Consider the following 12,848-nt stretch of genomic DNA (forward strand, 5'->3'; position numbering starts at 1 on the left):
TCCTATAGTAAATTTCTTGTTATGGGACTGGCAGTCCTGAAATTCTTTAAATATTAATTATTTATTAAAAATAAGGACTGCCAGTCCTGTATCACTTTAAAATAAAATGACTATAACAAATGATATGAATAGAGCTATTGCCCTGCTTCATCAGTTACTTTTACCAGACCGAATACAGTATTTTAAAAAGAAATTGAGAGGAGATTTTGAAATGGAACTGAGAATGGGAAATTTATCTGTTGCTATATCAGACAATCCGCAAGCAATCATATTTTAACTTGGTACGGAAATCGATTCCATACCAAGCAAGCTCATTATTTTACAAACTTAATTTATTTTCTAAATAATGTATATTGACTCCACCTTTTAGAAAATTAGTATCATTAAGTAAATCCCGATGCAATGGCACATTGGTTTTTACTCCATCAACAATAATTTCGTCCAATGCAGTACACATCCGACGCATTGCAGAATGACGATTATCACCAAATACAATCAACTTGCCTAATAAGGAATCGTAATAAGGTGGTACGGTATAACCTGAGTAAATATGCGTATCGACACGAACCCCAGGCCCGCCGGGTGCATGATAGCGGGTAATTTTACCGGGAGAAGGTAAAAACGTGACAGGGTCTTCCGCATTCACACGGCATTCAATTGCATGACCTCTGATTTTAATATCTTTCTGTTTGTACGCAAGCTTTTCGCCACTGGCAATTAATAGTTGCTCACGTACCAAATCAACCCCCGTAATCAATTCTGTCACGGGGTGTTCAACTTGAATCCGCGTATTCATTTCAATGAAGTAGAATTCATCATCTTCATATAAAAACTCAAATGTGCCTGCACCACGATAAGCAATTTCACGACATGCTTGTGCACAACGTTCACCAATTTTCTGGCGTATTTCTTCGCTTAAACCGGGTGCGGGTGCTTCTTCAATCAATTTTTGGTGACGACGTTGGATAGAGCAATCACGTTCACCTAAATGAATCGCATTTCCCTGACCATCAGCTAACACTTGAAACTCAATGTGACGTGGATTTTCTAAATACTTTTCCATATACACTTGATCGTTACCAAATGCCGCCGCCGCTTCACTTTTAGTCAATGAAATCGCGTTATGCAAAGTCGCTTCATTACGCACAACTCGCATTCCACGACCACCACCGCCACCCGCTGCTTTAATAATTACGGGATAGCCGATGTCACGCGCAAGCTGCGCATTTCTATCTCTATCTTCATGATCTAATGCACCTTCAGAACCTGGTACACAAGGTACGCCTGCTTTACGCATCGCTTCAATGGCGGATACTTTATCACCCATTAAACGAATCGTATCAGGGCTAGGGCCAATAAAGGTAAAACCACTTTTCTCAACTTGTTCAGCAAAATCAGCATTTTCAGCTAAAAAGCCATATCCGGGATGAATTGCAACCGCATCAGTCACTTCTGCTGCACTAATCACCGCGGGGATATTTAAATAACTTTGTGCAGAATTAGCAGGTCCAATACAAACCGACTCATCGGCTAAACGCACATGTTTTAAATCACGGTCAGCAGATGAATGGACAGCAACAGTGCGAATACCTAACTCACGGCAAGCTCTTAAAATGCGTAGCGCAATTTCTCCGCGGTTGGCAATGACAACTTTCGACAGCATGTCCTTATCCTTTTTTATTCAATGACAAACAATGGCTGTTCGTATTCGACGGGTGCTCCATTCTCAGCCAAGACCTTAGCGACTTTACCTGATTTATCACTGGTAATTTGATTTAAAATCTTCATCGCTTCGATAATACATAATGTATCACCTTCTTGAACCATTTGTCCTTCTTCTACGAATGGGGAGTTATTGGGTGAAGGAGAACGATAGAATGTGCCCACCATTGGAGAAGTAACCACATGCCCTTCAGGGTCATCATCAAACTCATCTGGGTTTTCATGGCCAGCAATCCCGCCTGTGTGAGTCGTTGAGGCTTCATGAGGTGCTGGTGCTGCATACATAGCAGGTGCTGCGGGTAATTGAGGGAGACCTGTGCTGGTTGGATAGCGACTAATGCGCACTGAATCATCACCTTCGTGAATCTCAATTTCAGCAACACCCGATGACTCAATAATTTCAATCAGTTTTTTTACTTTGCGAATGTCCATACAACTTATCTCGAATTCGATAGAATGGAAAGGGCTGCTTGCAATGCCAACGTGTAACCGTGTGCCCCTAAGCCTGTAATCACTCCAACTGCAATATCAGAAAAATAGGAATGATGACGAAATGGCTCGCGTGCATAAACGTTAGATAAATGCACTTCGATAAAGGGTATTTTGACCGCAAGTAGTGCATCGCGTAATGCCACGCTGGTGTGGGTAAATGCAGCAGGGTTAATGATGATAAAATCCGTTTGGTGACGTGCTTCGTGAATTTTCTCAATCAACGCATATTCGGCATTGGTCTGGAAAGTTTCTAATTCATGTCCCTGAGCCAGATTAACGAGTTCCGTATTAATGGCATCTAAATGGGTGCTTCCATAATGGCCAGGTTCACGTTCACCTAGTAAATTTAAATTCGGTCCATGAAGTATGAGTAATTTAGACATAAGTTTATTTTGCTGTTAGTGCATGACTATACGACAAAAATTACTGCGCATCATACCACATGTTGTATTTTTACGTCAGTATTTGTTGTATTTTTCTCATCAATAATGCTATGTAGAATGGTTGAGATGCCTCATAACACTGATTTAAGCAGGCATCTTGTTAATCTTGCTTACATGGTTATAGCAACCCCCATATAAACAACCGACATATTGTACTAAATTGAAATGAATTAGTCGCTAATTGTGTTGAAAAAGCTGCAACAGTCAATTTTATTAAAAGAAATTAAAGGACTAGAAAACAGCTTAAAATAACATGATAGATAAAAAGGTTATTAAAGTTTAAATCGATTTGCGTCTTATTTTTATTCTCAATACAAATCCTAGTAACATTTTAAATATACAATAAAAACACCATACTCATATTACAAATATAGTATTTCAGTATATTTTAATATAACTGAATTTTTCAAGGCTTAGAGTTGTTTTTTTTCTTAATCTCTCACTTTTTATCAGTTTTAAAATATAATTTTATTTTTCAAGCAAATGTAAAATTTATCTTGGTATTAGATTTGAATTCAATTTCCCAATGAATTTATGAGTAAACTTAAATAATATATTGTATCGCAGGGCATTTACTATGAAGGTATCCAAATCATCTCAAATAAAATGGGCACGCCTGATTTATAGTTTATTTGTAATTTTGATTCATTCGCCATTACAAGCCGATGATTTAGAAATACTACGATTACAACAGCAAGCTTTGATTGGACTTAATTTGACTGACCTATTAAATATGGAAGTCACATCTGCCTCTAAAAAACCGCAAAAACTCTCTGAATCTGCCAATGCAATTTTTGTGATTACCCAAGATGACATTCGTCGCTCAGGAGCAACCCATGTCGCAGATGTATTGCGTATGGTACCCGGTTTACAAGTTTCAAAAGTAAATAGTTCCATTTGGAGAGTATCAGCCCGTGGCAGTTTCAATGGCCTATTTGTAAATAAATTACTGGTGCTCGTAGATGGACGTAGCGTGTACAACATGCAAATTGCGGGGACATTTTGGGATAGTTTAGATGTTTTGATGGAAGATATTGAACAAATTGAAGTAATTCGAGGACCCGGTGGTGCACTGTGGGGAGCAAATGCGGTTAATGGCATCATCAATATTATTACCAAGTCAGCACAAGATACACAAGGCTATTTAATGACAGTCGGGGCTGGGACAGTTGAGTCAGGGTTTACACATCTGCGTTATGGTGGAGAACTGGATGAGAATACTGCCTTTCGGATTTATGGAAAAACGACCATTCGGGGCGATCTAGAACAAGGTGTTCAACCTGATCGCTGGAATATGAAGCAAACAGGTTTTAGAATCGATAGCGAATTGAATGTAGACACTGAATTAACATTGCAAGCCGATTTTTATGATGCACGTATAGGTGATGTGAGCTGGACAACAGGCAATGCCGTTGATTCACATTTATTGGGTAAAAATATTTTAGCCCGCTGGACGCATGATAGTGTTGAAAATTCGAAATGGACAGGGCAATTTTATTATGATTTTAGTTCTCAGGCTCGACCCACTTATGGCGTTGACAATCATATTTTAGATTTTGAACTACAGAATCAATGGCGAATTTCTGAACGTCAAGAGTTTTTATGGGGTTTAGGCTATCGCTGGTTATATAGCAAAATTCATAATGGTTCATTACTTGGTCGAGCATTGCTAGGACGACATGATGAGGTATTAAATGGTTTTATTCAAAGTGAATCCTGTTTCTATGACGATAAGGTACGTCTGATTATTGGTACAAAATTAGAGCATAATGATTACACAGGGATAGAAGTACAACCCAATATTCGTTTTTTATGGCATCCAACGGATAATAGAACTTACTGGGCAGCGATTTCTCGCAGTGTACGTACGCCTGCACAGGTCAGTTATAGTATTTTAGCGTCTTATGATTTACCGCCTAGTAGCAATCCTTTGTACCCAATACCTGCCAATTCTCAATTAGTGGGTAACAATCAATTGAATGCTGAATTTAATGTGGCTTATGAGCTAGGTTTTCGTCAGCAATGGGAAGAGCAGGTTTCTTGGGATTCCACCCTGTTTTATAATGATTACAAAGGTTTGATTACACGCACCGTAACTCCTATTCCAGATTTAGCCAATGGCCGTTATATTTTCTTAAGTAACTACTATCATGGGATGGATGCTAAAACCTATGGTTTTGAAAGTAATATTAATTGGATTAATTCATGGGGAGAAACTCAGCTCAGCTATCATTTTATCAATATAGAAACCGATACTTATCCTCATGTAGTCTCTGCATTTGCCGATGTAGAAAGCGAAACTCCAGAACATCAAATTTCGCTTAGACATCATTTTGATTTAGGCTCTGGCTGGGAGTCCGACTGGTGGCTACGCTATGTTTCCGATGCCGTTGGTACGGATAATGGCAGTAATGATGTTGATAGCTATATTAGCTTAGATATACGTTTAGCTTGGCAAGTTGATGAACATTTAGAACTGTCTGTGGTTGGGCAGAATTTACTAGATAATCAACATCCTGAATTTTATCAGGGTACATTTACACCATTGAATACTGGAATACCGCGCAGTATTTACGGTCAAGTGCGATTAGAATTTTAGTGTTATTACAGGTTTAAGCAAGCTTGGACGGGTGCGAAAGAACGGCGGTGAATCGGTGTTACACCATATTGCTGTAGTGCCAAACGGTGTTGTTTAGTCGGATAGCCTTTGTGTTGGGCAAAACCATACTCTGGGTATTGTTTGTCTAATTCACACATTTCATTATCGCGTGCTACTTTTGCAATAATCGAGGCGGCACTGATTTCAGCAACTAAACCATCGCCTTTGATAATTGCTTGGGTGGGATAAGGCAATTCTGGACAAAACTTACCATCGACAACCACATGTTCTGGCTTTATTGCTAAATTTAGCACCGCTCGACGCATCGCCAATAAGCTGGCTTGTAAAATATTGAGCTCATCAATTTCTTCCACTTCTGCCCGACCTAATGCCCATGCTTTGGCTTTCTGTTGGATTTCTATTGCCAGTAATTCACGTTTTTTATGGGACAATTTTTTAGAATCATTTAAACCTGCTATCGGTTGTAAAGGGTCTAAAATCACAGCGGCTGTAACTACTGCACCTGCTAAAGGCCCACGTCCGACTTCATCGACACCCGCTAAAATCACATTATTTGGAATTGAGGGTACATCATATTGAGGCGCGTTTTTTTTCATGGAGAATTTGGTGAAAGGAATTTAAACAGAGTAGCACATTCATTCAGGAGAATAAAAGCGTGAAACGACTAACCATTCAACAGGAGTGCGTGAACACCCCCGCTTGCTTACGCGATTATAAAATTATAATTCGTTAGCATGGTCTGTTAAGTAACTAGCAACACCGTCTGGTGTATCTTTCATGCCAGCAGAACCTTCTTGCCAACCTGCAGGGCAAACTTCACCATGTTGCTCATGGAATTGTAACGCATCAATCATACGCAACATTTCATCAATATTACGGCCTAATGGTAAATCGTTAACCACTTGATGACGAACCATGCTTTCTTTATCAATTAAGAATGAGCCACGGAATGCAACTGCACCGTCTGGTGTTTCAACGCCATAATCTTTAGCGATTTGGTGAGTCATATCAGCCGCTAAAGTGTAACGAACAGGACCAATACCGCCTTTTTCTACTGGAGTATTACGCCATGCGTTATGGGTGAAATGGGAGTCAATAGATACGCCAATCACTTCAACATTACGTTTTTGGAACGCATCTAAACGTTTGTCAAAAGCGATTAACTCTGAAGGACAAACAAAAGTGAAGTCTAAAGGATAAAAGAAAACAACTGCATATTTGCCGCTAGTTGCTTCAGAAAAACTAAAACTATCTACAATTTCGCCATTACCTAATACTGCTGGTACTGTAAAATCTGGAGCTTTACGTCCTACTAATACACTCATGTGTCTCTCCTAGTGTTTAAAAATAGACTTTGGATTAGTGGGTTAAAAAATGCACACCGAACAATATATGTGTTTTTTTGTGATATACAATGGAAATAGTTAAAAAAGTCTTAATATTTGATTATTACTTTTCGCAACACAAGACCTGTTGTGCTGTTTGTAGCATGTCAGCCCGATAATCTTCAACAGCTAAAATTTGTTCTGTCAACTGCTGCCAACTGGATACGGTCTCAAACGGTGAGAACTTATCTGACAATTGGCTCAATGCGGTGGGTTGCGCTTGTGGGTGCAAATGCTGGGCAAAAATATCGGTCATTGCAGTGCGTATAGATTCCATTTCTAAAATATCATCCAATACATCTGACCATAATATATCACGTGTCTCGATGATTTGGGTTTTTATTGGCTGTTTCACGGCTTGAATCGAAAAATTATTATTTGATGCCGTGCCCGTTGAGAATCGTTGAGATACAAACTGTAAATTGTTTTTCCAGCTTTCTTCTAATTGCAATAAATCTTGGCTGAGGATTGCCCATTGGCTATCTTGATAATGAACTTGCATATCTAGCTGCAATTGTTCTGGAATCGGTCGATTATTTTTATGCGCTGCTTTGATATCGTCCATGGTTTTTCTAGGTTGATTTTCAAACGCGGTTTCAACACGAGAACCACCACGGTTTAATGTATGTGTGGGATTTGTTTCAGAGTTTCCCACGAAGGCAGTTTCTGTATTTGGATTGTCCGAATCCCGCAACGGTGACAGATTATTAGAGCCAACAGCACCACCCATACTCAGTTGATTTACATCCAATCCACTGGTCGTGACTCTAGGAGGCGAATTCGATTGATGGTTAGCTGTGTTAGATTGTGGCTTTACCGTAGAGCGCATGTTTTCAATCGTTTTGGTAATCATCCATGCAATCAGTAACAGCCCAAGCAAAGATATAACAATGACCGTTGGCGAAAAATTTAATTTTTTAACCGTTTGTAGTAAATTTTGAGGATCAGTTATCTTGGCTTTTTGAGTAGGTGGCTCTGATGATTGATTTTGCTCACTATTTTCCTGATTTTCTGATTCAGACATGTGCGCTTCCTTAGCCTAATGGGCTATTTTTCTCAATTTGGTCTAGCAACGCATTAATTTTCGTTTCATATTGCTGAATTTCACCGACAATGGTGCGTAAACGCGATAAATCCATCAAATTTTGCAAATCTGTGATACTGGATTGACGCACCAAAGCTAAATTAGCCGTACCTTCATAAACTTGAGAAGTCATGCTTAGAAAGCTGAGAAAATCCAGAATTTTTGTTGAATAAACTTGAGCTTGCTTTTTGATTTCTGCTTGCTGTTGCTGAAATTGTGTCCATAAAGTTTGTTGGGTATAGAGCAAATTAGCAACACGCTGTAAATTATCTTTGCGCCAACCTTCCTTAATCGCTTGAGCATCGGCTTGCAACTTGGATACATTATTTTGCGCCATCTTTTGGTAAACCATGGTGTCAGCTTGTAACTTTTCTAACTGGGTTAATATTTTTTGATGGGCTTTTTGTAACGTTGGTTGAGAATTGGCGATAGTGCGATAAGTTTGAGCTATTTTTAATAATTCATCTGCCACAGGTCGCACAATTTGATCAATATCTTTCGCTTCGCGTACTAAATTATCTAGCCCATTGAGTTGTTTTAAATGCTGTTTAATTAAATAAGCTGCCTCGCCTGTGTTTTTTTCTAAAAGCAGTTTGACTTCGGTTTTCAACGCCTTCTTGATATTTTGATATAGCTGTGGAAATGATTGTGCTTGAATTTTAACCGTGACACCTAGAAAATCATGTTTACGATTATCTGAATCAAATACCACACGGATTTTAGAGCCCGCCACTTCCAAACGTTCATTCATTGAGCCTGTGAATGTATCAATTTTTTGCCCATTTGCATCGTATAAAGTTAAAACATCCCATTTATTCTCTATTTCACCTGAAATGCTGACAATCAGTGCATAGGCGTTTGGAATTTCAAGTATTTTGTCATTGAATTGATTATCTTTATAACGGCCAGTGGAGAATTCGGAGTTATAAATAGGGTCTGCTGCAAATATAGGATGGGTAAAACTCAGGAGCAATGCCCAACTGAGTGAAATAATAATGTAGTGCACACGATTTAACATATTGTCCTCTGGCAAAGTGATTTTATTTCAGAGCATAGATATAATATTTTAATAAATCTTGTCATTGAAATAACGGATTTAAGTATAGCTTGCTCAGGTGGGGAACGCCATTATGGGCATAGATTATTGTTTCAATATTTACTTATTCAGTATAAATTATGTGGTTGAATTTTATATTTAAGGGCTGGCAATCTTAGAAGAATGAGCCATCCTATCTATTCCATTATTTTGCAATCATTCACGGTTTATTTCGATTTGTTTTTACTTGCTGTCGGCATAAAGCCAATTAAATTAATAAGATGTTTTTCATCATCTGGGTTTAATTTTACTGTGACTTCAATTCGTTTGAGTGATTTATCCATCGTATCGAGCACTTTTAATTCCCAGAACCATTCCCGTTGTGCCATGTCTATTTTACCCTTGCGCTGGTTCTCACTGGGCAATTCAGCTTGTAAACGGGTTTCTGTCACAATATTCATCGCAATCCAATGGGCAAAGGTTTTATTTTCTAAATACAAGGCATTTCTGGCATTTAATCCCGTAACACGAATAATCGCAGACAAAGCAATCGCCACAATCGCTAAAGCAACTAATACTTCTAATAATGTAAATCCCTTGCGCAGCATTTAAAATTCATCCTCAGTTTTAATTTCCAATTCGCCTAATAAATTTCCTGTCAGAACCAAACGCTGAGATTCATTCGTTTCATGCCAAAGATAAATAGAAAACGGGCTGATTTCGCCACTGGATAACATCAGTAATTGCGGCGTTGTTTCTGTAGTTGCTAATTGAATAGGATCATCTTCAATATTCAGCTCTAACACCAACCCTGAAGCCAATTTCCGTTCACGAAAGGGCGTTTTTTTTAAACCTTGCCATTGGCGATCTTCTGATAATAAATAAAAACGATAGCTATTTTCAGTAAAGTTGATTGCTAAATCCTGATTTTTAAAAATGGCTTCTTGTTGGGTGAATTGGATGAGAGCTGCTAATTGTTTTATTTCTTGTCTGAGAACTTGTTGCCTTTTATCCCCAATGGATAAAGTAGCAAAACTGATAATCACACCAATAATCAATATGACAATAAGTAATTCTAATAAGGTGAAACCTGTGGTTTTGCTATTGGGTGTCATTGCTAGGAATTACGCTAAGTGTCATGGCTGGATTACCATGTAAAGCGGCTTTAAAAGAACCTCTATTATAGTCAATTCTATATTGAGTGTGAGGACTGGCAGTCCTGTATTACTTTAAAGTAAAACGACTATATCTGTATTTTCAAGCATGTAAACTCAATAAATGACAACTCGAAAATGACTGAATTTTGGGGTTCTTTTATCACATCAGAACATGGTAATAAGTAAAAATATTATTTCAAAGTTTCAATAGCGGCTTCTAAGGCTTTAATTTGTTCCGCTTGCTGCGCGATGAGCTTTTGTTGCTCTTGCATCGCTTCAACTAAGATCGGAATAATACCTTGGTAGTCTAAGCCTTTTTTATCACTATCAGGTAATGGATAAACTAATTGTGGGACGATTTCCTCAACTTCTTGTGCGATAAAGCCTAAATGATCGATCTTCTCTTCATCTGCAATAAAGTTATATTCCACACCACGTAGTTTTAAAACTGTTTCTAATGCGCTGCGAATAGGGCGAATATTTTCTTTCAAGCGTGCGTCTGACTCAGTAATAAAGTCACGTGCATACATACTACCCCCATCAGCAGCAGTGATATTACGTGCATAAATATCTGTGTAGCCATCATTTGTATGCCAAAAATTCAAGCGGCCAGTACTAGAACCAATTTCAACCCCAGGATTATTTAACACAACCCGTAATTGGTGACCACCCCACCAGCCATCTTGAACAAAGAAATCACCTAATACTTTGACCCCACCTTCAAAATCTTGGTCATAGTTAAGTAACAACTCATCTTCAGTCCAACCATGCACCATGGCTCGCCCATCTAAATCATGTGTTCTGTCGCCCTGCCAACGTCCATCATTGATACCTAAGCGTAAATCAGCACCATCAATTGCCACACTATCATAAATAAATTCAACTGCATAAGCAGGTTGTAGCATCATGAATGCTAGCAAAAAATATAAAATACGAGTCATAAGTTAATCCTCCGTTTATGAAAACACAATATTTCTATTCAAATATTATGGCAGGTTTTAAAAAAAATTGAACCTTTTGCAGTTAAGGCAATAATTTTAGCCTCGCAACATCATTGTTGCTTAGAATAGTTTAGTATAAATTTATATTATTAAGTTTTCTGACTTGCTTGACACTTATGCTGCAGTTTTCACATTAGACCTAAAAAATATGATATGACATATTTCAAAAAACTTAAGGTAAAATGAGTTTAATGATAAATTACCTAAGAATATTAAGGAGAAAGTCAAATGCGCTTCCTTTTAATTATTATGATGTCGATCTTACTTGCTAATTGCACCAGTATTGATGTGAATAAAGTCCAAACAGGTCGCTTTGAAGGTAAATTAAATTTGGAATGGAGAGCTCCGAATTGCTTTTTATACACCCCAGACCCTGAGGATCCTTTGATATTTTATCGTGCCAATGGACAAAAAATCATACCTAAAACGATGTATACTGATGGTGGATCAATTCCGCGTTTTTTATGGAATACACCGAATTTATCGCCTTGGGATTTTGCGCCCGCTTATTTAATTCATGATTGGTTATTTGAACAACAGCATTGTTTTCCACAACAACGTTTTGTGTTTCAAGATACGGCGGTGATTTTGGCTGAGGCGGTAAAAACCATGATTGAAGCAGACTGTGTAGAGGCAGATGATAGTTTTGTCGGTTTAATTTATGATTCGGTGAATTCTTCCGTTGCACAGAAACTTTGGGATAATGGCCAATGTTATTTACCGCAACAACATCAAGTCAGTGTTCATGACTCTAAAACCATTACTTTCAATGCTGCAAAACTATATGATGAAAATAATCAATGTCCTTTTGAAATGCCTGACGATCACTGTCCTTGGTAATTTTCAGTATGACTTAAAAGAAATATTACTCAAAAATGGCTGGAAAAAGCGGTTATACAAATTATGATTTTTTGAATATAAAAACATAAATAGTGGTTTAAGAGAACAGTGTATTTACAAATTGCTATTAATTAGAGTATTTGTGGGGGACTGCTAACTTTACAGAAAGCCCCCTTTAATTAACAACATTCCTACAAATTTCATTATAATTCAAAAATTAAGCTTATTTTGTCTAGCAAGTCAGCTATATATTTGTGGGTAACAAATGATGTTGTCGAGCTGATTCTACAGCTTCAACACGATTTTTAGCTTCAAGCAATTGAAATATATTGTAGACATGTCGCTTTACGGTATTTTCGGTTAAGCTAAGTTCTCGAGCAATGAGTTTATTACTATATCCTCTAGCAAGAAACCCTAGTATTTCTTGTTGGCGAGGTGTTAAAGGATTTATATATGTGGCTTCACGCCCATGTACACTTGTTGTTGCTTGCCACATTTGTGGTGGAAAATAAATACCGCCTGTCTGAACCTTTAATAAAGCTTGTATCATTTCCTTTGTATTAGCTGCTTTACAGATATAGCCTCTAATACCTGCCTTAAAGGCAGTCTTTAGGTGAGATTGATCTGCTGAGCCAGAAACAATACAGATATGTGTTGTTGGATTAGAATCTATTAGTGTTGTTAGTTCTTGTTCCCAACTGTAATCTCTAGGCATAAATAAATCGACTAAAACGAGATCAAATTGGTCTCGCTTCAAAGAAGCATGTACATCTTGCCAGCAACTTTTATCCTGAATTTTGCAATTAGGAAAAACGCCTTTGAGTATCATACATAAACCTTTACGAAATAAAGTATGGTCGTCTGCAAGTAGTAAGTTCATAAAAACACTCCAAGTGAGGCTGAAAATGTTAGTTATTTAAATAGCTTAGCCTTATTATTCTATGCTTATCTCAATATAAGGTAAGTAATAGTCATCTAAGCTATTATGTAGTTAAAAATATTTTTCAGATTACCCTCGTATAATTTTCAAAACATTACCATGTATGGTAAATTTATTTTTTATAATAA

General features: G+C 37.7%; 13 protein-coding genes. 2 read left to right on the top strand and 11 right to left on the bottom strand.

Features of this window, described 5'->3' with window-relative positions; genetic code table 11:
* Positions 1-319: 319 nt before the first annotated feature.
* Genes accC through aroQ form a run of 3 tightly spaced genes read right to left on the bottom strand, consistent with a single transcriptional unit; the run spans position 320 to position 2,597 of the window.
* Positions 320-1,663, bottom strand: coding sequence for an acetyl-CoA carboxylase biotin carboxylase subunit (accC, locus tag ABXH34_RS14100; protein WP_353572524.1), 1,344 nt, complete (start codon positions 1,661-1,663; stop codon positions 320-322).
* A 14-nt stretch (positions 1,664-1,677) separates the two neighbouring features.
* The gene (accB, locus tag ABXH34_RS14105) at positions 1,678-2,154 is read right to left on the bottom strand and encodes an acetyl-CoA carboxylase biotin carboxyl carrier protein (RefSeq protein ID WP_353572525.1); all 477 of its coding nucleotides are present in this window, start codon (positions 2,152-2,154) and stop codon (positions 1,678-1,680) included.
* A gap of 5 nt (positions 2,155-2,159) precedes the next feature.
* The gene (gene aroQ / locus ABXH34_RS14110) at positions 2,160-2,597 is read right to left on the bottom strand and encodes a type II 3-dehydroquinate dehydratase (protein WP_353572526.1); all 438 of its coding nucleotides are present in this window, start codon (positions 2,595-2,597) and stop codon (positions 2,160-2,162) included.
* Positions 2,598-3,234: 637 nt separating this feature from the next.
* On the opposite strand from aroQ, the gene ABXH34_RS14115 reads away from it, so the two are divergent.
* On the top strand, positions 3,235-5,256 hold the full coding sequence (locus tag ABXH34_RS14115; protein WP_353572527.1) for a TonB-dependent receptor plug domain-containing protein: 2,022 nt from the start codon (positions 3,235-3,237) through the stop codon (positions 5,254-5,256).
* 5 nt (positions 5,257-5,261) lie between these two features.
* Here ABXH34_RS14115 and rnhB read toward each other — a convergent pair whose 3' ends face one another.
* From rnhB to ABXH34_RS14150, 7 genes are all read right to left on the bottom strand, one after another.
* Positions 5,262-5,873, bottom strand: coding sequence for a ribonuclease HII (gene rnhB / locus ABXH34_RS14120; RefSeq protein WP_353572528.1), 612 nt, complete (start codon positions 5,871-5,873; stop codon positions 5,262-5,264).
* 123 nt (positions 5,874-5,996) lie between these two features.
* Complete coding sequence (locus ABXH34_RS14125) at positions 5,997-6,602, bottom strand: peroxiredoxin (protein ID WP_353572529.1); 606 nt, start codon at positions 6,600-6,602, stop codon at positions 5,997-5,999.
* Positions 6,603-6,726: 124 nt separating this feature from the next.
* Positions 6,727-7,686 carry a hypothetical protein gene (locus ABXH34_RS14130; protein WP_353572530.1) on the bottom strand — a complete coding sequence of 320 codons (960 nt, stop codon included), beginning with the start codon at positions 7,684-7,686 and terminating at the stop codon, positions 6,727-6,729.
* Between the two features lie 10 nt (positions 7,687-7,696).
* Positions 7,697-8,764, bottom strand: coding sequence for a hypothetical protein (locus tag ABXH34_RS14135; RefSeq protein ID WP_353572531.1), 1,068 nt, complete (start codon positions 8,762-8,764; stop codon positions 7,697-7,699).
* A gap of 245 nt (positions 8,765-9,009) precedes the next feature.
* Entirely contained in the window at positions 9,010-9,390 is a 381-nt protein-coding gene (gspI, locus tag ABXH34_RS14140) for a type II secretion system minor pseudopilin GspI (protein WP_353572532.1), read from the bottom strand.
* Positions 9,391-9,897 (bottom strand): type II secretion system minor pseudopilin GspH, encoded by a 507-nt coding sequence (gene gspH / locus ABXH34_RS14145; protein WP_353572533.1) that lies wholly within the window; start codon positions 9,895-9,897, stop codon positions 9,391-9,393.
* Between the two features lie 233 nt (positions 9,898-10,130).
* Positions 10,131-10,880, bottom strand: coding sequence for a tail fiber domain-containing protein (locus ABXH34_RS14150; protein ID WP_353572534.1), 750 nt, complete (start codon positions 10,878-10,880; stop codon positions 10,131-10,133).
* Between the two features lie 288 nt (positions 10,881-11,168).
* Between ABXH34_RS14150 and ABXH34_RS14155 the strand changes: the two genes are divergently transcribed.
* Positions 11,169-11,780 (top strand): DUF1353 domain-containing protein, encoded by a 612-nt coding sequence (locus tag ABXH34_RS14155; RefSeq protein WP_353572535.1) that lies wholly within the window; start codon positions 11,169-11,171, stop codon positions 11,778-11,780.
* 244 nt (positions 11,781-12,024) lie between these two features.
* Here the strand turns inward: ABXH34_RS14155 and ABXH34_RS14160 are convergent, their stop codons facing one another.
* Positions 12,025-12,660, bottom strand: coding sequence for a LuxR C-terminal-related transcriptional regulator (locus tag ABXH34_RS14160; protein ID WP_353572536.1), 636 nt, complete (start codon positions 12,658-12,660; stop codon positions 12,025-12,027).
* Between the last annotated feature and the right edge of the window lie 188 nt (positions 12,661-12,848).

Source organism: Candidatus Albibeggiatoa sp. nov. BB20 (genome assembly GCA_016744725.1).
Taxonomy (GTDB): Bacteria; Pseudomonadota; Gammaproteobacteria; order Beggiatoales; family Beggiatoaceae; genus Albibeggiatoa.